Annotated in this window: 29 protein-coding genes; 2 read left to right on the top strand and 27 right to left on the bottom strand. The window is 62.0% G+C overall.

Annotated features, from left to right (window positions below; all coding sequences use genetic code 11):
- Positions 1–242: 242 nt before the first annotated feature.
- The 6 genes from F627_RS0112330 to F627_RS0112310 form a co-directional block, all read right to left on the bottom strand.
- On the bottom strand, positions 243–986 hold the full coding sequence (locus tag F627_RS0112330; protein WP_019584206.1) for a hypothetical protein: 744 nt from the start codon (positions 984–986) through the stop codon (positions 243–245).
- Between the two features lie 43 nt (positions 987–1,029).
- Positions 1,030–1,179, bottom strand: coding sequence for a DUF1289 domain-containing protein (locus tag F627_RS17355; RefSeq protein WP_081630757.1), 150 nt, complete (start codon positions 1,177–1,179; stop codon positions 1,030–1,032).
- Between the two features lie 9 nt (positions 1,180–1,188).
- On the bottom strand, positions 1,189–1,857 hold the full coding sequence (locus F627_RS15800; RefSeq protein WP_019584205.1) for a hypothetical protein: 669 nt from the start codon (positions 1,855–1,857) through the stop codon (positions 1,189–1,191).
- A 105-nt stretch (positions 1,858–1,962) separates the two neighbouring features.
- Positions 1,963–2,541: a hypothetical protein gene (locus F627_RS0112320; protein ID WP_155987132.1), complete on the bottom strand. Its 579-nt coding sequence runs from the start codon at positions 2,539–2,541 to the stop codon at positions 1,963–1,965.
- Positions 2,542–2,645: 104 nt separating this feature from the next.
- Positions 2,646–2,855, bottom strand: coding sequence for a hypothetical protein (locus F627_RS0112315; RefSeq protein WP_019584203.1), 210 nt, complete (start codon positions 2,853–2,855; stop codon positions 2,646–2,648).
- Positions 2,856–2,946: 91 nt separating this feature from the next.
- Positions 2,947–3,327 carry a hypothetical protein gene (locus F627_RS0112310; RefSeq protein WP_231370159.1) on the bottom strand — a complete coding sequence of 127 codons (381 nt, stop codon included), beginning with the start codon at positions 3,325–3,327 and terminating at the stop codon, positions 2,947–2,949.
- 304 nt (positions 3,328–3,631) lie between these two features.
- Between F627_RS0112310 and F627_RS15795 the strand changes: the two genes are divergently transcribed.
- Both F627_RS15795 and F627_RS0112300 read left to right on the top strand, forming a co-directional pair.
- Complete coding sequence (locus F627_RS15795) at positions 3,632–3,898, top strand: hypothetical protein (protein WP_019584201.1); 267 nt, start codon at positions 3,632–3,634, stop codon at positions 3,896–3,898.
- 423 nt (positions 3,899–4,321) lie between these two features.
- Entirely contained in the window at positions 4,322–4,627 is a 306-nt protein-coding gene (locus F627_RS0112300; protein WP_019584200.1) for a hypothetical protein, read from the top strand.
- Positions 4,628–4,715: 88 nt separating this feature from the next.
- Here the strand turns inward: F627_RS0112300 and F627_RS0112295 are convergent, their stop codons facing one another.
- The 21 genes from F627_RS0112295 to F627_RS0112185 all read right to left on the bottom strand — a co-directional run bounded on the left by F627_RS0112295 (position 4,716) and on the right by F627_RS0112185 (position 19,381).
- Positions 4,716–5,816, bottom strand: a complete 1,101-nt coding sequence (locus tag F627_RS0112295; protein ID WP_019584199.1) for a GNAT family N-acetyltransferase — start codon at positions 5,814–5,816, stop codon at positions 4,716–4,718.
- The gene (locus F627_RS17045; protein ID WP_155987131.1) at positions 5,785–6,147 is read right to left on the bottom strand and encodes a hypothetical protein; all 363 of its coding nucleotides are present in this window, start codon (positions 6,145–6,147) and stop codon (positions 5,785–5,787) included. Before F627_RS17045 ends, F627_RS0112295 begins: the two co-directional genes overlap by 32 nt.
- A 187-nt stretch (positions 6,148–6,334) precedes the next feature.
- Positions 6,335–7,738, bottom strand: a complete 1,404-nt coding sequence (locus F627_RS0112290) for a hypothetical protein (protein ID WP_019584198.1) — start codon at positions 7,736–7,738, stop codon at positions 6,335–6,337.
- Between the two features lie 286 nt (positions 7,739–8,024).
- On the bottom strand, positions 8,025–9,116 hold the full coding sequence (locus F627_RS0112285) for an endonuclease/exonuclease/phosphatase family protein (protein WP_042835238.1): 1,092 nt from the start codon (positions 9,114–9,116) through the stop codon (positions 8,025–8,027).
- Between the two features lie 217 nt (positions 9,117–9,333).
- Positions 9,334–9,495 carry a hypothetical protein gene (locus F627_RS17040; protein ID WP_019584195.1) on the bottom strand — a complete coding sequence of 54 codons (162 nt, stop codon included), beginning with the start codon at positions 9,493–9,495 and terminating at the stop codon, positions 9,334–9,336.
- 239 nt (positions 9,496–9,734) lie between these two features.
- On the bottom strand, positions 9,735–9,944 hold the full coding sequence (locus F627_RS15790) for a hypothetical protein (protein WP_019584193.1): 210 nt from the start codon (positions 9,942–9,944) through the stop codon (positions 9,735–9,737).
- 74 nt (positions 9,945–10,018) lie between these two features.
- Positions 10,019–10,558 (bottom strand): PH domain-containing protein, encoded by a 540-nt coding sequence (locus F627_RS0112260; protein ID WP_019584192.1) that lies wholly within the window; start codon positions 10,556–10,558, stop codon positions 10,019–10,021.
- A gap of 67 nt (positions 10,559–10,625) precedes the next feature.
- Positions 10,626–10,787: a hypothetical protein gene (locus F627_RS17035; RefSeq protein ID WP_019584191.1), complete on the bottom strand. Its 162-nt coding sequence runs from the start codon at positions 10,785–10,787 to the stop codon at positions 10,626–10,628.
- On the bottom strand, positions 10,784–11,167 hold the full coding sequence (locus F627_RS0112250; RefSeq protein WP_019584190.1) for a hypothetical protein: 384 nt from the start codon (positions 11,165–11,167) through the stop codon (positions 10,784–10,786). Before F627_RS0112250 ends, F627_RS17035 begins: the two co-directional genes overlap by 4 nt.
- 18 nt (positions 11,168–11,185) lie before the next feature.
- The gene (locus F627_RS0112245) at positions 11,186–11,749 is read right to left on the bottom strand and encodes a hypothetical protein (protein WP_019584189.1); all 564 of its coding nucleotides are present in this window, start codon (positions 11,747–11,749) and stop codon (positions 11,186–11,188) included.
- A gap of 373 nt (positions 11,750–12,122) precedes the next feature.
- Entirely contained in the window at positions 12,123–12,671 is a 549-nt protein-coding gene (locus F627_RS15785) for a DUF1643 domain-containing protein (protein WP_019584187.1), read from the bottom strand.
- Between the two features lie 2 nt (positions 12,672–12,673).
- Positions 12,674–13,297, bottom strand: a complete 624-nt coding sequence (locus F627_RS0112230) for a hypothetical protein (protein ID WP_155987130.1) — start codon at positions 13,295–13,297, stop codon at positions 12,674–12,676.
- Positions 13,272–13,616: a hypothetical protein gene (locus F627_RS0112225; RefSeq protein WP_019584185.1), complete on the bottom strand. Its 345-nt coding sequence runs from the start codon at positions 13,614–13,616 to the stop codon at positions 13,272–13,274. Before F627_RS0112225 ends, F627_RS0112230 begins: the two co-directional genes overlap by 26 nt.
- The gene (locus F627_RS0112220) at positions 13,603–14,034 is read right to left on the bottom strand and encodes a hypothetical protein (protein WP_019584184.1); all 432 of its coding nucleotides are present in this window, start codon (positions 14,032–14,034) and stop codon (positions 13,603–13,605) included. Before F627_RS0112220 ends, F627_RS0112225 begins: the two co-directional genes overlap by 14 nt.
- Complete coding sequence (locus tag F627_RS16035) at positions 14,031–14,654, bottom strand: hypothetical protein (protein ID WP_019584183.1); 624 nt, start codon at positions 14,652–14,654, stop codon at positions 14,031–14,033. Before F627_RS16035 ends, F627_RS0112220 begins: the two co-directional genes overlap by 4 nt.
- A 47-nt stretch (positions 14,655–14,701) precedes the next feature.
- On the bottom strand, positions 14,702–15,286 hold the full coding sequence (locus tag F627_RS15775; RefSeq protein WP_155987129.1) for a hypothetical protein: 585 nt from the start codon (positions 15,284–15,286) through the stop codon (positions 14,702–14,704).
- Entirely contained in the window at positions 15,283–15,534 is a 252-nt protein-coding gene (locus tag F627_RS0112205; protein ID WP_019584181.1) for a hypothetical protein, read from the bottom strand. The genes F627_RS15775 and F627_RS0112205 overlap by 4 nt, the downstream gene beginning before the upstream one ends.
- A 34-nt stretch (positions 15,535–15,568) precedes the next feature.
- Positions 15,569–16,360, bottom strand: coding sequence for a DUF1461 domain-containing protein (locus F627_RS15770; RefSeq protein ID WP_231370158.1), 792 nt, complete (start codon positions 16,358–16,360; stop codon positions 15,569–15,571).
- 33 nt (positions 16,361–16,393) lie between these two features.
- The gene (locus F627_RS0112195; RefSeq protein ID WP_019584179.1) at positions 16,394–16,996 is read right to left on the bottom strand and encodes a hypothetical protein; all 603 of its coding nucleotides are present in this window, start codon (positions 16,994–16,996) and stop codon (positions 16,394–16,396) included.
- A gap of 141 nt (positions 16,997–17,137) precedes the next feature.
- The gene (locus F627_RS0112190) at positions 17,138–18,193 is read right to left on the bottom strand and encodes a leucine-rich repeat domain-containing protein (RefSeq protein ID WP_019584178.1); all 1,056 of its coding nucleotides are present in this window, start codon (positions 18,191–18,193) and stop codon (positions 17,138–17,140) included.
- A 168-nt stretch (positions 18,194–18,361) separates the two neighbouring features.
- Complete coding sequence (locus F627_RS0112185) at positions 18,362–19,381, bottom strand: hypothetical protein (RefSeq protein WP_155987128.1); 1,020 nt, start codon at positions 19,379–19,381, stop codon at positions 18,362–18,364.

The raw sequence follows: 19,381 nt of genomic DNA, 5'->3' as shown, positions 1-19,381 counted from the left end.
AGCCGTCAGGAGGTGCGGCTACCCCGAGGGGTCGATACGGACGACGCCTCGGTCTCCTTGATCCCCTTCATTGTCCCGAGGGGGTCGGTTGTGTCGATTTTCGGGTCCATGCCCGGGCCGACCCGCTCATGCGTTGGGATCGGCCGGGGCATGCACCGGTTGGTGCATCCAAAAGTTCCGCCGGACACCCCGGAAGGGGTGCCCGAACGGGTGGGTGGGTTTTGACCGTTCGGTTTGAACAGTCAGATTAGGGCGCGGGATCGAGCCCGGAATTCAGGCGACGACATCGCGACATCCGCAATGTTGACCTTCTTCTCCCGAATTCCGACTTCTTCCAGAAACCCCCGAAGGGCCTCCTCAACGAAGATCGCCTGGGTCTTCTCGGCATACGCGGGGATTTGCCGATTTTCCAGTGCGTCGATTTCATCGGCGCTCATGCGGGCCCGGACCTCAAACGCGTGATCGATGATGTCCTTCACCTCATCTCTCAGCCTTATGGCCCTTTTCTCCTTTACAACAAAGCCCCTCTCGTCGATCGCCTGAAGCTGGATGCGACCGACCGGACTGTCCGGGGCCTCATCCAGAAACTCCAAACGATGGAAGCGCATGGCATCCAGCAGGTTGCCTGAATCGCGCGGATCGGTAAGTACCGATAGTTGCTTTTCAAACCAATCCTGCGGAAAGACAAAGATCGCTTCATGCTCGCTTTTGCCCTCCAGGATCGCCTTCACGTCCTTCGACAGTAGATGCCCTCGACGCCCCTTTGATGTATCTGAAAGGATCGCGGGGTGGCCGTTTCGGATCTCATCCTCCATCAACGGGAAGACCGCCATCGGATGGCGCGTCCCTCCGTTTTGGGTTTCGTAGTCGATCTGCTCGAGGACTTGGGAGAAGCTCGAGTTGGCTTGTTGCAAGGCCTTTTCCTGGTTGTCGAGCCAGATTAGCTCGCCGTTCCAGTGCGTATAGTTGACCTGTTCGGTTTCCATGGCTATATCCTCAAAAAGCCCACCCCGAAGGGTGGGGCTGTGGTCATGCGACTTGAAGGCGCTTCATGATCGTCCGGCGCTGGCCGGGGGTCATTCGGCGCCAATCCCGGATCTCGTCCAGGGTTCTTCCGCAACCGGTACATCCGGAGCGGGCGGCGTTGAGTCGGCATTGCTTCGTGCACGGCGATTCCATTGGAACCCCCTAGCTCGAAAAAGCCCACCGGCCGGCCGGTGCATCGGTTACCGCCGGCATTGGACGCGACTGGTTCATACAGGTCATGCGCCAGGTCTTGTCGAGGTCTTCCGCCACCAGTTGCCGGGTGGCTTCCGGCCGGCCGATCGAAAGCCCTTCCAGGGCCACGTCCAGCCGCTCGTCGGTGGACATGGTGACGAGCCATTCCAGTGCGTCCATCCGGTCGCCGGTCAACGAGCTGCGCGACGGCAACCCGCTGTTCCCCCAAGCGGAGTGGAGCCCCTTCGCCACATTGGCGTACAGCTCGGCATAGAAGTGCGGCTCCTGGTGGTCATCGTAGGCGGTCTTAACGGAACCGACTGCGAATCCCCAGGCCAGGCGGTCGCGCTCGTTTTCCCCCTGGGCATCCAGCACCCAGATGGCGTCGAAATCGGCCACCCCGGAGGCCATCGCCTCGAGAATCGCCGCTCCGCCCACCTGATGCAGGACATAACGCCCATCCTCATCCATGCGTAGCGAAGCCAACGGCTGCTCCACCAACGGTTCCTGGAACTTCTCGGCCATCACGAGCTGGTCTTCCAGCTCGCGCAGCGCCGGGGTGAGGTTCTTCGGATCGAAGAGATGAATGCGGCCCCAGGTATTGAAGGCCTGGATCGGGGTGATGGTGGTATTGGACATGGTGATCTCCTTTCATAAAAAGCGCGTCCGTGCGGACTTCATTCCAGCACGGATGGGCGCGGTAGAGGCAAGTGCCGGTCCCCGCGGAATGCGGGGCCGGACGGTTTACGCCGTCAGAAGCGAACGCTTCTGGGTGCTCTTCTGGCGGTCCAGGAGGACCTCCCGGATCACGGATTGCTCCGCCAGAACCCGGCTTTGACGCGTCTCGATGCGCGTTTCGTGCAGGGGCATATCGCTCTCGTGGAAGAGCCGGGCGAGGAAGTGCTCCGCCGCCGCCGGTCCATCCATGAAGAGACGAGTAAACGGAAAGTCGAGCCCGCGCGCCGCCGCTTTGCGACGCACATCCGGCCAGACTTCCGCCAGGGTGTAGCCATCCGGCGTGTGCCGAATACAACCCATTCCGTATGCCACGCGACGTTCACGACGACGCGCCAGGCCCGGCTCAAAGAACACAAAGACCGCCTCCCACGGATCCGGGAGCAAAAAGCCCCGGCCGCCGTGATCGAGGGCCTCGGTGTGATTCCCGGCCGGATCATCGATCCAGGCATCGTCGTAGAAGAACACGACATCAAATTCATCAATGTCGTTGGCGTTCTCCTTGTCGCGAGCCGCGCCCGCCATCTGGTCCAGGCCGATCTTGTCGTGACGATCGGTGGTGTCGTGCGGGATCAGCGTCCCGTTCATGTGCCGATAGGTTTCCATGGTTGTTCTCCTTCAGACACACCCCCGGCCCGGGGTCTGTCGATTGTTGCTAAACAGACCCCCGGGCCGAAGGGATTCAGGACGCCTCACGCCACACAGGCATGGGCGAAGTCGAGTGCGGTGGTGTACCGGGCGCGGCTCGTTTGCCCGACCTCGTCACCGGTCTCCAGGTCGAAGACGCGGATCTGATAGTCGTGCTCACGCTTGACGATCCGGACAAAAACCCCGAGGTCTTCATCACGAATCTCAAAGACCGCGCGGCGTTCGCCGCTTGCATCATTCAGTTGAATGGTCACGAGTGTTCTCCCAAAACACACACCCCCGTCCGGGTGCGTTGTGATTGCAAAACGCACCCCGGGACGGCGGGGCTCTTGGGGCTCGACTCGACTACGAGGCCAGCGCCATTTCGTACAGCAGGCGCTTGGTGTAGTGCCGGTCCATCACCAGAAAGCCATCCACCTTCAGGGCTTCGGACTCATACTGGGCGGAAGGGACGGAGGAGGGGGCACGAAACCGGATGGACCGGTTTTCGTAGGCCATCACCACCATGGATCCTTCCTTGCTCCCCACAATCCATTCCGCCGGACGATTGATGTCCGTGAAGTAGTGAAGCGTGAGGGTGAACAGGACCTGCAACGGGATCTCGACCCGGAAGGATTCAGAGAACCCATAGGTCGAGTTCGACATCAGAACGCTCAGCACACGGTTTTCCATGTGGGGCGCCAGGTCGGGTATTGCCCGCAATGGGGCTGGATGCTTGAGCAGCATGGTGACCTCCAGAGAAAAGGGGTCACCGATCCCATCGGGATTCAATAACCCCGGTGGGAAATACACGGTTCAGGATGAACCGCGTTTGGCTTTACAGCCGCAGGCGTCGAGAACGCCTGTACCGACGATGAATCGCCGATCGCCTTTACCCTGGCGCGGGGTCGAATGAACCTTGATCCTAGCCCTTCTTTCTCTCTCGATCAAAACCACTTTTTCGCGCGGATCGGGCGCCGCACCCATCTGAAAATCGACAACGCCGAGCGATGCTTTACTCTGACGCTATATTCAAGATCGAGCCCTCGCTATGACCCTCATTCTGCGCGTCGCCCTTGAAATTCCGGATGCCGACTATCACGCCATCCGTGAGTCCGTGGAATCCTCCACCTTCATTCTGGGGTTCCCGTCCCTCTATGGCGTTGAATTGGTCGTGCAACGGGGCGTCGTCACAGAGGTGGATTCGATGGAGCCGATGGATCCGCTCTCCATGGATGTTCGGCGCATCGAAGACTGGCTCCACGCAGCCGTCTCCCCCGAGAGCAGGGATGCCGAGGACACGGCCGCGCTTCTCTAAACCCTTGCACTCGGATCGGCACTGGAAAACGCGCGCTTCAATCGGCATTATTCCGATCAGCATCGGTCGTTCGGGTGAACCCCGCAACCGCCGCAAGGGCCGTCACCCAATACAGGCGGCAGGGACATATCCCGCAACAAGGAGGTTGCGCGTGGCAGGACATTCGAAACGCGGGAGGCGGCTCCCGGACGTTGACCTACCGCTCGACCATGTTCGCGCTGGCGGGTTTGACCCGCGGGATTTCAATCTGGCCGTTCGCTTCCCCCCGAACACACGCAGCGCGTGTTTCTCCTGCGAGAAATCCGACTATGGATTGATTTTCGTGGTGGTGGGGCGTCCGGTCGAAGTGGCCGAAGCGCTGGAGGCTGCCGGCTTTCGACTGGTTCGGCCCGAGATACTAACTTAACCCCAACGGAGACCGGAATGCCCCTTGAATGCGGCTTTCATGCGCGCCCGGATGCGGATCTGCACCTGGACGCGGTGGCCCTTGGCTATGACCCCCGAACGCGCGACACCATCATCCCGATTGAGCCCACGATGCGCGCCGTTGTGTTTGCACCCTCCCAGATCCAGGGGCGCGTGTTGTGCCGCGCCGTGGGCTCCCCGGGCGAGCTGGTCCGGATTCTGCGTGACCGCGGCTTCAACGCCCGGCTGGCGGGGCAGGCTTCAGAAGGCCCTCACAGGGCGGGACGGGTGAGCGGTTCTGAAGCGATGAGGGCGCACGGCTAGAGCGTTTTTCGGGGGCGTTCCTGAAGTCCGAACCCAGCTCCCGAGTACCGCGAGGCGTCGGCCATCCTTTACAGCGCGGTCGATTCGGCTATGCAGTGACCGACTCGTGGAGGCGGGCCAAGAAGTCATCGAACACTTCGCGAACCTGCTCCACGCCCCAGGTGTGCACGAACCACTCGATGAGGTTGGTGCCGGTTTCCATATTCAGTCCGTCATCCCGAAAGAATCCGCTACGCCCGATCCCCCATAACACCTTGCGCGCGGTTTCTTCGGGCTTGAGGGTCTCCCGGCGGAAATAGCGGCGCTGCGTATCGCATCCCGCGACGCGGGTTTCCGGGATCTGGATCGTTTTGCGATGCTTCTTCAATACCTTTTCCAGGATCTTGTAAAGCCGCTCTTCCTCCTGATCCAGGCAGTCGAAATCATCAAACGCCCCTACGGTATCGAGTCGATCGAGAACCGTATCCTCCAGCTCCGCATACATGAAGAGGCGCGGGTTCAGATGGTGTGGAGACCGCTCCACCTGGGGTTGGGGGAACAAGCGAAAGCGGCTGCCGTCCATCATGCCGGTCCGCGCCCGCGGAAGCCGCTCGACTCCCGGGAACTGATCCCAGAACGCACTCACCCCAACTCCGCCACTCGGGTCGCACGCCCCGACCTGGAGATCTTCCAGGGTGAGCGGCTGGTTTTCCGGGTTGTCCACCCGGGCGTCCGTGTCATCCCACTCCTCAAAATGCTGGGGGCGGGTGACCACCACCAGGCACTCGGCCAACTGATGGGCTCGCATATCCTCCACCAGGCGGGTTCCGACGCCCATGCGACGGTATTCGGGACGAACGATCAGAAGCGTCAGAACGCCCACGGGATGCTCACAGAGCCGATTCGGTCGCACCCCCTCCTGAACCAGATCGAGGTTTTGCTGAACACCATCGATGTTATGCCGGATGGCGGTGAAGAATGAGGTGTATTCGAAAAGATCGTCATCCGAAACGCTCAGGACCTCCTCCATCGAGTAGTTCGTGAAGGGCTCGGTCAGGGGCGTTTCCAGGATGCGCCCGAGCAGCCACCCGGCCATTTCCCGCTTTCCGCTCTCCGGATCTTCGACATACGCCACGCGCGTGTATTGCCGATAGGGTTCGCGCAGGGAGGGGTAGGCCTTACTGCAATAGCCGGTGGTCTCGATCTTCATGCCAATTCCTTTTAGCTGTGAATGGGGTGCTTCTCAATAGCACATTCGGAGGTGGTTCCTGACGGCAGTTTCGGCTCAGCACCAGAGGACCCACGCAGGATTGGGGGCCGTGCAGATCCTCTAGCCGCACCGCCAGAGCGGCATCATCCTCTTCCTCGTATTCGAGCGCGATCCGCGGGATGTCGATCTCGGTCGCCAACACCCGTCCGACCGCTTCCACTTCGCGGGTGACTGGATTGGAGGCCCAGGCCATCCGCCCCTTGTGTCTCAAGGGGTATGCCTGTGTGGCGAAATGCCGGTGGGTGTGGCCTTCGGTCTGAATACCGATCATCGCTTCCTCCTTGAAGCTGGGCCGCCTGAATCCTTTCTGCCGGTTACTCTATCCGATCCAAGGCGTGCCCCCAAATGCACGCCGTTCCGGCCCCTGGTGCGGCTCACCCCTCCTTTTCACGCCGCTGGAGCGGACACAAAAAAGGGCCGCATGGCGGCCCTTTTCGGGTTCCCTTGCGGGCACCTCTTCAGGGTTCAACCACCCGAACCATGGTGGTGCTGATCTCACTCCCTGCGAAGGCGGTGCTGGAATCGATCGGATCCCGCGACACACGAAGCTCGAACACCAACTCTTCTTCCTCGGTGACCGTGGGCGCGATAAACGACGGATTCGATGTGTTGCTTCCCGACAGATTCACCGACGGTCCAGCAAGCTGCGACCACTGGTAGTAATACGGCCCTCCGGTGCTGGCGGGGTCCTCCACAGACCCTTCCAGATTCACGACCTCGCCCGAGACCGCATTCTGTACGGCGCCGGCGTTGGCGGTCAGGGCGGGCATACCCCCCGTTTCCACGTTGACGATCGTGCGGGCGCGAGCGCTTTCCGCAAGGACCGTATCATCGCTGATGGGCTCGTTTGAGGCCTGGAACTCGAACACCATCTCTTCCGGCTGGTCGATCTCGACCGGCACACTGATCGATGCGTTCCGCATATTGCTGCTGAAGATCTCGGTTTCAGTGCCCGAGAGCTGAACCCAGCGATAGAACAGGGAATCATGCCCGCCCTCCGGGCTTTCAACCGAACCTTGAAGATCCACGAGATCCCCGGGCGCCGCGGTCACCTCGGGGATCGCGGTCACTTCAATCGGGGGTTCCTGCTGCACCAGGATCTCGGTATCTGCGGAATCAGTCTGACCCGCTTCGTCCGTTACGATGCAACGCATGACGATCGGGGTCCCGTCCGGCAGGGTTTCCGGGGTTGCCAACTCCAACATTCCACTCAGCTCGTCGTACCGGTAGTCGACATGCGCTCCTAGATCGCGGATCTCATCATCGTTGACCAGTTCCCACTGGTACCGGGGTTCGGGGTTTTCGCGATCATGGAAGAACCCGCCCTGGTAGGAGCAGGATCGCTCCACCGTGTCGCCCGCCATCACCGCCTGGTCCGGACCGGCATTGACGGAGAGGTCCTGGACACTGGAACGGACGGCAACCTGCATCCGGTCGGTATTCGATAGACCGCCCGTTTCATAGGCCGCGAGTTGCATCGTAAATTCGACGTCCTGCGCGACCGGCCCGATCTCCACCGCTACGGCACAGGTCTTGCGATCCTCGATGGAATAATCCCGGTCCTCCAGGACCTCGGGGTCAAAATCACAGCGGCCCCCGTCCCGGATTTCCACCGTCGATCGACTGTCAAGGTTCCCATCCCGGACGGTCCAGCGCATGTAATCCAGATAAGCGCCCTTGTTGTAGGCATCCCCCTCAATGAAGATGACCGATCCACTCTCAACAACACGGTCGGGGCCGGCATTGACCGATACATTATTCGCCCCCCCGGCCTCGGATCCACCCACACAACCGGTGAGCGTGAGCGCAAGCGGGAGCGCGGCCATCACAGCGACAGCCAGCGGGGTCTTCTGAAGATTCATTGCAGTCCTCTCTTGGTAACGATCCATCGTTCCCCAGGGACGTACGGTGCTCTCGAGGTATTACCGGCCGGTCCCTGGCCTTATTCAGCGCGACAACAAAGCCTTTTCCTGCCGCTGTTGTACATCGTACACCATGCGATCACGCCATGAACACACTCGGTGCGATGCACACCTCTTTTCTCTCAACACATCAAGGCCGGGTCCAATACTCGGACGCGAAGGGATGCGGGTTGACACCCTCCCCATGGCTAAAGCCAGGGGCTTCTCGCGCCTATTCGGTGATCGATCAGGGCTGCACGCAGGCCTGCCCGGTCTCCTGGATATCCGCCAGCCGGCCACCGCCGATCCCGCGGATTTGATCCAGTTCGTGTACGGCCGACCAGGGGCGCCCGGCATGGATCGCCTGTGCCCGGGCCTCGCCGATGTGGGGCAGGGCGGTCAGAGACCGAATGGAAGCCTGGTTCAGGTCGATGCAGGCCGGCGACGCGGGCTCTGCCCATTCCGCGCCCTCCGGCGCATGCAGGGTGTTCCCTTCGAACAGGACATACACGGGGGCGTGATCGGAAACCCGGTCGCGGGCCTTTTCGTGATCCCAGTAGCCCCCGGTCGCCTCGGTCAGCACGACGGGGAAGGGCAGGATGCCGGCTTCGCCCAGCGGGAGATCGTGCTGTCGGGGCACCCAGAGATTGTCGTAGAGGTTGGCGTAGCGTCGGTCGTGCGTGGACAGGGTGGTCGCGCCCTCGGTGATCAGGGGCTTCGCCACCTCGCGTAGGGTTGCCCAGCCGTCGTGATGGGGCTGAAGGTTGAAGTCGCCGAACAGGATGCGCAGGCGCGCATGTTCTGGCTGCACGTCCGCCAGCCAGTCCCAGTAGCGACGCAGCGCCTCGACCTCCGCTACACGGTCGGCCACGCGCTGGCCGTAGGTGATGTGGACGTTGGCCGCGAGGAACTCCTGTCCGGTGCCGCGGGAGCGAAAGGCGGCCGAGAAGGGTTCCCGCGCAAAGCGGTCGGCGTCATCGATATAGGTGAGGGCGCCCCCGGTGTACTCCACGGCGTTCTCGCGCCACAGGAACGCATATTTCTCGCGATAGGAGCTACGCCCCATGGCATCCGAATACAGCACCTCCCAGGGCTCCCCTGTGGATTCTGTAAGGGTGTCCCGGAGCCGGTAGACCCCCTCGGCATTCATCGCCTCCTGGATGGCCACGAAGTCGAAGTGGGCCGCAATCCGGGCGAGGGCGCCGTAGTCCTTCCCGGTGTTCCACCCCAGGTTTTGTATGTTCCAGCTTGCCAGGCGCAGATCCGCCATCGCCGCCGTGGGGAGCCAGAGACACCCCACCAGCAGACTCAATCCGATTGCTTTCCATGCTCGACTCACTTTGAGTCCTCCCTGTGTTGATTCCGAAGCGCCCAATCGTGAGCCTTGCTCCAGGCCTGCGCGGCGTTCCCCGCGCTGGCGATGTCCCGACCGTCCGCCAGCGTGACGACGTAACCGCGAATGCCCATTGCTTCCCGGGCACGGCAGGTCGCCCCGGGCAGCCGCTGGAGGGCATTCGCCTTGGGGGTGTACCCCGGTGGCGGCCCCTTAGCGAACATCAGTTCTCTCCAGGCGGCCGTTCTTCGGCAATCCGTTCGGCCGTGCCCAGCTCTTGAAGCAGCTCCCACGGCGTCTTTTCGTTCACCCGTTGCTCGGGACAAAAGCCGTTCTCCGCGGCTTCGCGCTGGAGGTCGTTCAGGTACTCATTGATCGTTCCCATCGATTCTTCTCCTCCTCGGCCTAATCCTGTTGCGGGGTGGTGCGCCGCATCCGCTTCCGATCGGTTTGGTCATTCCGGGGCCCCTGGATCGCGGCGGCCTGCTCCCGGATCCAGTCGGCGCATTCGCGGGCGTCCCACATGTGCGATAGCTCAACTTTCTCCAGCGGCACGTCTTCGCCGGGCGCCAGATTGGAGCGGAGTTCGGCGGTCAGCAGCTCGTCCGCCAGCGCGTACAGTCGTTACGCAACGATGCTCGCGCACGGGTCAGGGTCCGAGAGAGGGGTCGTGGCCTTCTGCGTGGACGCCTCACCGGTGCCGAAGGCGGATCTCAGTGCATCGGCGGCGTCGCACAACCCGAGACGCTTGGCGGCGCGATGAAGATCCTCGAGCTGCGCCGAGAGGGCGTCCTGGCGTTGGGGTTGGAGCGGTATTGTCTGGATGGCATCCATGAAAGAATCCTATCGTCTTGAGTTCGCCCTAAGTTTGCCCAGTCGGCCGGTCTTGTCGATTTTTCTGGGAGGGTTTAGGCCTCACCCCGCTCCGCCCGGATCCGATCCATCAGCTCGCGCTTGATCCGCATCGGGTTGGAGACGTGCTGCATGTGGATCTCGCCCTCGCTTCCGCCGCCGGCGGAGGACATCTCGACCGTCCCAACCATCAGCAACCGCTCCAGGATGCCTCGGCGCACCGTCGGTATCCGGATGTTCCGGTACTGCATGGACCGCTCCTCGGTTGCGATCACACCCGTGGAGGCGTAGACCGCATGCTCGCCGAGGCGCCACCGATAGCTGAAGCGGGTGTACGCCACGGTCAGCACGATCAGTCCAGCGATTGCCCCGGCCACGAGTGCCGTCAGGACGTCGATGCCGGTTGAACCCAACACGGGCAGGTCGACTTGGGTACCGTTGACCCAGATCGCCAGGTCCTCGTTGTGGCCGTACACCCAGCGCGCGAGGCGGTCGCCCCCGGCGGCCCAGGCGGCAAATACCGCCAGCGCAGCGGCCGTGAGCAGGCGCCCGGCGAACGCGCGCCAGGCCGGATGGATGGTCTTGTCCTTGAACATGGATCCTCCTTGAATCCGCGGGAGCGCCGCGGTGTTGTGTCGAAACGGTGTACTGGTGGTCCGAGTGCTAGTCGTTCAGCCACTCGTCGAAGGTCTTGGCCGGTTGGCCCAGTGCAACCATCTGGTCGCGATAGACCGCATAGCGCTCCTCGAGCGTTCCGTGACCCTGCGGACCCCACTCGAAAGCCGTGCCCGAATTCTGCTCACGGGCTTCTTCGTCGTCCCTCATGCTGCCTCCCGGCCGCGTGCCGTTTCCGCGCGGAGCTGGTGGTGATAGTCCTCGGTGGCCGCGCGCGTCTGGGTGTAGTGGAACCCGCAGCATCGATCGCCGAGCTTTCGCATCAACCCCAACAGCAGAGTTCCACACTGGTCGCACAGATGGTGCGGGGCTCGACCAATCGCCCCGTCTTCCCCGTGAATCTTCACCTCGATCTCGGTTTCAGGGATCTTGAAGCGATGGAGGGTCAGGGCATCGTCGCCGGGGGTAATTCGGTCGCCACAGTCCGCACAGCGCGTGGCGCGGGCGCGCGCCAAAGGGCGTAGATACGGGGCGTATTCCCAGCCGATATCGCCGGGTTCCATATCAAAGTCGCAACTGCATATCAGCATAGAGCCCCCTTTGCCCTCTTACTGCGCCAGCGGCAGGACGGCCGTGGTCCGAAATCGTTCGAAGACCGCGTGCGCGGTGTCGAAGTCCGACCCCGAATAGTGAATCTCATGACGTTCCCCCAGCGTGTCGACGATGAATTCGCCGGCCACGGTCACCAGGAACCTCAGCCGCTGGCGCTGCCCTTCGTCATCCTCGACCGTGAGCGATGCATACTCGATTTTCTGGCGCGCGGCCCACCAGTCGAATTCGGGCTTCGTGAACAGGGTGTCGAAGTTGGTCTCTTTCATGATCGGGTGTCTTTCGATTGGATTCGGACCCACCTTAGCGCGCAACCCCGCGCTGTCGATTTCTTCCGCGGCGGGCTGGAACCACCACTGGAAGACTGGCCGGTTTTCGTCTGTTTCGACCCCGTGGAACAGCCAAAGGCTGGCGGTCACCAGCAGAAGGGGCGCGAACACTCCGCGAAACCAGGGGAATCGCCCGGTTTCGTCGTCGGGCCCGTTCAGGATGCACAGGACGAACAGGCTGATCCCGCCCACGCCGGCGGTGGTGGCCAGTAGTACCAGCCATTCGTAGCTCATTGGGAGGGCCTCCACTTCATCGTTTCACCAGAACGAGGGTGGTTGAAATGTTCGCGAGTCCGTCTCCGAAGGGACCGACTGGAACACCCAATCAAATACCGGCTGGCCATCCTGCGTGTTGACCCCGTGCATCAACCACATCCCGCCGGCGATCAATACCGCCGTCAACACCCAGCGCCTCAACCATCCATGCTCCATCGGTTTTCGATGCCGCCAGTGATCGAAGGCGTCCAGAAGAAGCAAGCCTCCCCCTAGCAACAAGGTGGCCCGACCGCGATCGTGTTGCCTGGATCCATTGCGACGATGGGGTGACCCGCCGAGGTCTCCACGCCAAACAGAACCCAGAGGCCGCCCGCCAGGATAAAGGCCGTACTCACCGCCATTCGGGATGAACCTCTTCGCTGGCGGGCGTGGCCGAACTGGAAAGCCCCGGTCGCCACTCAAACGGTTTCTGATCCCGTCGCAGGTACAGCGGGTGCCCGGGGTGGCCGTCCCGGGTCACCTTCAGGGCGTACAGTGGAATCCCCGCTCGCGCCATCAGGGCCGCCACGGCTTCCCCGCGACCGCGATAGGCCCCGTGTGTGCCCCAGGCCGCGATCACGCGCCCGACATCCTGTGCCCGCTGGAGGAGAGCAGCGTTGTTCTTGAAGCCAATAGGGTCTTCCTGTGCCTTCATGTCCGCCGGGCTGGTCGCGCGATAGGCGAACAGGTTCAGCAGCACCACGCCGTCATACCCCCAGTCCCGGGCATACCCGATACAACGTCGCACGGTCGGGTCGTCTTCGGTCTCGTCCGCTGTGCTTGGGTTCAGCCCGATAAAGGCGACGCTACGGGAAGAATCTTCTGGGTCGCTTTCCCCCCAGTGGCGCCACAGCGCATAACGGTAGCGCCGGCACGGGCTCAGTTGAGCGCCTGAGTGCATGGCTATTCCCTTCCCCGGCCGCCGACGGGCGCTCGATAACTCCAGCACCCCAGATCCGGCGGGCAGGCCATCAGCACATCCGGCTGAACGAATACATCCCGATGGACCCCGGGCGTCTGACTGGCGGCGATCGCGGTCAGGGCGCCGCGGTAGGCGAGGGCGCTCCCGGGGTGGACGTGTTGTGCAAAGGGTTCCGCCGACCCGGGAAGGTCGAGTCGCTCGATGAAACTGGGTGTTCCACCGCTGCGCCGGCATTCGACCTGAATCGCTTCCACGCCTTGTTCCTTCGGAACCACCCGGATGTCCTGCACAGAACAGATCCCCGTCAGGGTTTCGTGGCCGGGCTCGATGGTCGCCCAGCGCTCTCGTTGCAACGTCGTTCCGTGCTCCTGTTGGTGCACCATTGCAGAGGTCACCACGGCACCAGTGCTCTGTTGCTGGCGGACAAAGTTCTGGAACAGAGGGCTGGATACATCCCGGGCACCCGCTTCACTTTTCCAATCTGCCAGGGCGAGCAGTCCAATCGTCGTTACGACCGCGACCGCAGTCCCTACCAGGACCATTTTCCGCCGCATCCGGCGAGAACCCGAGTCGGTCGAACTACGAGAGATTTTTGGCTCGTCCATGAACCCCCCTGCTATTGGATGGTGATGCGCCCGGTTGCGTTGACTGCTCGCCCGGCGACAAAGAGATGTCTGTTTCGCTCGAGACGGATGATTCGAGGTGCAACGCGATATTGCCTGCAAAGACGGTGACACCAATCGCGATCACCCCGGGCGTCAATACCCAGTTCAGATAGATCTCGAACAGTCGAGGCGCAACCCCCATCAGGGCTTCTGCCACCAGGACCCCGGGCAACCCCAGCATCAACAGCGCCAGAATCACAAGGCTGACCATCAACAGTCCGTTGAAAATCCGATTACGAGGGGACTCAGTCGGGATCATTGCCATGTTCTCCCGGCTTGATCGGTGCCCGAAAACTCTTGGCGACCAGGACCAGCATCCAGATCCCGACGACGATGGCCATTGCGATGTACAGCACCGGGGGCAGGGCGGATTGCGTGGCTTCGAGCCCCTGCTGAAATCCACTCAGCTCACCTTCCGCTTCCAGCGGCGGCTCCGGGGTTTTTACGCGGTACAGCACCATCCAGAGCCCCCCGCCCAAGACGGCCGTGGGGATCGCTGTTTTCCGCACCCAGTTCTCGGGGGCGCGGCGCCTTACGCCCAGGGCCGCCCCGGCCAGTAACGCACAGGCGATCGTCACGCCTAACGGGCTGGTGAGCGCCAGCGACGGGATGTACACCCCCAGCGCCAATACGCCGACGACTTCCCGCCATCCCGGCTGTTTCAGCGCAACCCTCACGATGCCAGCCTCCAGGTATGTGCCTCCGATTGATCAATGCGACCCGCGTCGTCCACGGCCGCCCGCGCCAACGTCCAACGCGACGGGTCCAACCCCTGAAGCCTATACAGCCGGGGTTTCAGGTCTGACACCTCCTGCTGCGCGAGCCGAAGAAAGTCGGCCTTGGCGAGCGCGTTGTAGGCCTCGATGATCTGCTGAAGCTGGGCGTGGGTTTGGTCGCGCCAGGCCACAGCGGACGCGAGCGCCTGGTCGCGAGAGATCGGCGTCTTGCGTGTTTCATACGGAAACCGCCGTTTACGCGGTGCGCCATTATCCAGATCCCGATAGCGGACAAAGAACGCCATCGCCCGATTGCGGGCAATGTCCGAGATATAGGCATACCCGGTCCCGGTGCGCTCCGGCGTATCCTCTACACGTGGTAGGCGCAGGGCGATGTTCTTCGCGTGAAAGGGGAGAGTGGTGTAGAGGTCATTGCGCGCCTGAAGCGCCCGGCGCAGGTCGTCGTCGGTTCGGCCCCGCACGAACACCTGTTCGTTTTTCTGGGTGTGTTCGTTCCATACGCGAACCACATACCCCGAATCGAGTGCCGATACCGCAAAAAACGGATTGATCTGGGTCATCCTTGACTCCTGGTGTTGAAGGGCGCCTCTTGCACCCTGGCGTGTATCTACGAGCGCGACGTTCCCGTCGCCCCATCATGGTCGGATTCGAGCGTGGGATAGACCGGCAGCAGCGCTTCCCGCCCGGACCCCGGCGCCAGTAGCCGGATCCCGTGCACCTGGGAGCGGTCCATCGCTTCGGTATACCCCATGTAGACGGTTTCCCCCATTCTCGGCCCCAGGCCCGCGAGGGCGGCCCCGAGATCCTTCGACGCCACGGCCACCGGGTCGTCCCACTTGGGTTGCGCCCCCGGCGGCAGCGGCCAGCCGCGTTGCGCACCCGGTTCAATCAACACAATCCCCATCGGCATTTCATTGAAATTGATCAGCGGTTCGTCGATTGCGAACAAATGCGCCAGACGATCCAGAAGCTGGTCTCGGGCGCCCTGAAGGTGGGCGCTGCCCGGATCCGTCCACACACCTTTCTCGTCATACCAGCCACTGGGCCAGGTGCAGGGCTCCAGGTGCAGGCGTCGGCCATCGGTGGCCATTGCCATCCCCCGGTCCACACAACACCACGGCGATGCCTTCGGGTCACAGGCCGCGTAGACCCATTGGAGGCTGCTGACATCCTGGTCGCACACTTCTTTCATTCCAGGTCACCTCGCTGGCGGAGCGAACCGACCAAATCCACCAGATCCGCGTGGAACTGCCTGCAACCCTGAATCCCCTCTTCAGGGTTGATGCGAAACATGGTGTAGCGGGGGTAGGGCATCGGGTAGGGCTCTTCCGGCGCCTCGACCCGGAACACCCGGGTGCGATCTTCGCTGTGGCGCACGCGCAGGGATGAAGGCTCCCCGTCGATATAAATGACGCCCTTCCCATTGATCTGGATTTGCATTGATCCTCCTTGATCCTATGGCCCTCGGTATCCTCTACCCAAGGGTTCTCCCGTGCTCTTTATACCAGCCCTTCACCAGCGCATAAAACCATCCCGCCAGCACCAGGGTCGCCAGCAGACCCCAGGTGGCCGCCACCGGGCCGAACAGATTCGGGGCCTGCATCAGCATCGACATCAGGGATTCCTCGTACCAGAAAAACCAGGGGTGATCCGGCGGAAACAGCATCTCATGGAGGGCATAAAACGTTCGAACAGGCCCGATGAGCAGCACCGCGGCCACTCCAGCCCCCGTCGTGGCCACAAGCCCGAGTGCCGTACGCCCAAGCGCCGGCGGCGGATCGCGGCCCGCCCGCGCCAGGACCAACAGGGCCACCAGGACGGCCAGGCTGATCCATCCGATCCGCTCCCCGTGTTCCACCAGTACCGCCACGTCCACGAGGTGCTGAATCTCGGGCTCGGTCAACAACACCGGATCCGGATTCATGCCTGGAACCGGGTAGGTCAGGGACTCCAGGGTGCTCCTCGCGGCCTCCGGATCCTTCTGGATCGCATCCGCCATCGCCGCGAACAACCGTTCGTGATCGGAGCGCTCGGTTCGTTCAAAACCGGGCCTCATTTCGTTGTGCGGTGCGTAGGTCGCAATGGTCTCGTCAATCGCCAGAAGGTCGTACCACAATGGATAGGCGAACCCCACTGCCGCCAACAGTTTCCAGGTCAAAAACCACGACGCTATAAGACTGGCGGACACCACTCCCCACCAGCGCAGACGAGCGGCGAGGGGGAGGCGATCAACCATGGGATACGCGCGGTGTGCGCGGGTCGCCATCGCGTCCCGCGAGGGTTCTGGCATACCCCATCATCAGAACGGGGTGGCCCGCTGGCCCTCCTGCGCGGGCCCCTTCGGCTGAACCCGAACCGCCTCCGCGAAACCGTCCACGTCCTCCATGCCGGGGAGGGTATTCAACAGATCCAGGATCGCATCGGTCACCGGCCATTCCACCAGGGCCTGACGGTCCTCTTCGCCCTCGATCGTCCACAACAGCGCATGATTGGACGTTTCAAGCTCCAGCAGCGCTGCGCCGACCATCAGCGTTTGATCTTCCCCCCGGCGCGGGATTTTCATCGTCTCCAGATCGAACTCGAGAATCTGTCGCGAAGGCTTTCCGGGGCGCTTGGTCCGCTCCACAACACCCCCTTCGGTGTAGGTCCACTTCAGCGCCTTCAGCGCCGACTCCATCATGGCTTCGGTCTGCTCGGGGGTGCGCATCCCCTGCGCGATCTCCCGGGCCCGATCCATGTAGTCCCGAGTGCTGGATTGCTGCTCATCGAGGGCGTCGCTGATCGCCCGGGCGTAAAGGTAGACCGCCTCCCGGTAGTCGTCATGCGCATCGAGCACAGCCTTTTTGAATTTGGCCCAGTGTTTGGACGGGACCCGGATTGTGCCGGTCATTGCTTCGGTCATGGATCGTTCCTTTTTCGGATTTCGTGAGCCTACGCTATCAAGAAAAAGGCGCTTGTCGATTTTTCAAAAAACGAACGTCCCAAAAAAAACCGGCCAGCGTCGTGCTGGCCGGTTCATTCATTCGGGTGTTGCGGGATCGCGCTAGTCGGCGCAGACATCCGCCTGCTGGGCATAGACGAAGGTTCCCTCGTTCGCCGGAGCGCACAAGTCGCTGGCGGCACTAATCGGCATGAACCCGTTGCGCTCTTCGATGCCGACATCGATTTCGATTCGATCACCCGTGTAGCTCGTTACGTTCGACAGGGCCGACAGATCCGCCAAATCATCGTTTCCTCGCAAACGGATCCGACCGCTGATTGAGGTAAGCCCTTCAAGCCCCTCCAGGGTGAGTAGTTGATTATCCGACAGCGTAAGGGTGGTCACCTCCTGAAGATTCGCAAGAGCGGTGATATCCGTGAGCGCATTGCGCCCCACATCCAGCTCGCCGCTCAGCGTGGTCAGGGATTGCAGGCCGTCCAAGGTTTCGAGGTTGTTGTTGGAGAGGTCGAGCTTGTTCGCCTCCACCAGGGATTGCAGTCCGGTGATATCCACGATCGCGTTGTACGCGAAGTTGATTCCCTGGGCCTCTTTTAGGTTGTGCAAGCCATCGAGCGTGGTCAGGTTATTTCCATCGGCTCCGATGTTTTCCGCTTCTTCCAGACCGCGGAGGCCGGCGAGCGTGTCGAGATTGTTCAGTCGCAACCGGAGAGGGCCGTTGATTACCCGGATACTGGCCAGCCCTTCCACATCCGTAAGGTCGTTCCGCGAGATATCCACCCATTCGACGACTTCAAACGGGAAATACGCGTCGTAGGTGTCGGCACAGCCGCCCCCCATGGGGATACAGGTGAGCCCATCGTTTTGCCAGTAGATCCCGTCTGACCACGGATTCGAGCTTGTTACATTGTTGTCGCTGGCGAATTGATCCCAAACGGTCGCATCGCCCGGTTCTTCCCGGCCCGCCAGGGGCTCTTCATCCGTCGCGTCCTCGGTCGCATCGTCACCACTTTGAACGTAGACCCCAAACAGCTTCACTTTATGTGAAACGGTGTCTTCGGCCGAGACGGCGCCGCCCCACGGAACGAAGGCCGCCAGCGCTGCAAGTATGATGGTGCTGAATGTTGCGCGAGGGTGTGCGTAACGTTCCCTGAAATCCATTTCAAACGTCCTTTTCATCCTTGGTGGCCCCAAGTTTAGCTGAAGGGTCACCTTTCTCAAAACCACTCCCCAATGGGGGTCGCGCGTGCCGGAGAACCCACCGACCGCTCACCACGCATCCATTCTGCTGCTGGCACTCAGCGCCACCACCTCCCCGCAAAAAGGGCGTCAGAGCACTCGATCCACCAGCTCAATCACCCGGAAGGGGTACCGCTCCGGGTCTACATCAAAGGGTTGACCAACCCTCGAGCCCGACATCTCCTGTCGCAAGTTCCTCTGGAATGCCCGGATTTCGTCCTGCGCCAGCGCGCAAATGGTCGGGGCCGGCGCCTGGAGATCCTCAACCCCGGTTTCAATGGTTTCGGCGCATCGGTGCGAAGAAACTCCAAGAGGGGCGGAGTAGCGGGCTTCGAGATGATGTTGCGCTTCATGCAGCCACTGGGCTTCGGTTTCACGGTTCCACTCGTTCGGCCAGCGCCCGGCCTCCCGCGCTGCATCCACGCGCTCCACCGCCCGGGCGCGGTACGCCTCCAGAACCGCTTCAATCAGGCCCTCATCCCGAAGATTGAAATCGCTCGCAATCGAACCACCTTCAAGCGCGCCCCACTGTGATACCGAATCCAGCTCGATTGCGGAGAGGCCCCGGAAGTTCGGGAATCGCTTGGTGATCGGCTCACCCTGGTCTGGATGTTCAACGACAACCGGGAACCCCTGTCCGGCTCCATAGGACATCACATCCGGGCTCCACAGGCTTCGCCGGCTTTGCTCGTAAACCGTCCCATCCCGGTCCACAACCCGCCACATCGGGCTATAGCTGTCCGGTCGTCCCTCGACGGGCTCACGGTAAAACTCGATGCGCTTCATATCCTCAAGCGCTCGATAGCCCCCATCCGCCAGAAGGTCTTCGAATGTGTCCGCCAGCGGCATCACCACAACATGCCGTTGCTCGAAATCCCCGATACGGAGCATCCGGTATCGGTTGCCATCGGTGGTCTCCACCCATCCCGTCGGGCCGTTGAGTGCCATGATGGCATCGGATGCCACTCGCTCCTGAAAAACCTCCATTGGGTTTTCTTCCCCGCCGGCGACCGCGGTGTTTTGTGCAGCGGCCAACGCGCCCGTGATCGCCGCCGCGATCACGAGGCCGCGCATCACGAGCGTCTGTTTTACTGAAATCAATGTATTCAC

This window comes from Thioalkalivibrio sp. ALE16 (assembly GCF_000381305.1).
GTDB lineage: Bacteria > Pseudomonadota > Gammaproteobacteria > Ectothiorhodospirales > Ectothiorhodospiraceae > Thioalkalivibrio.
Note: the sequence above shows the minus strand (reverse complement) of the source record. Positions and strands in the feature narration are given on the sequence as shown.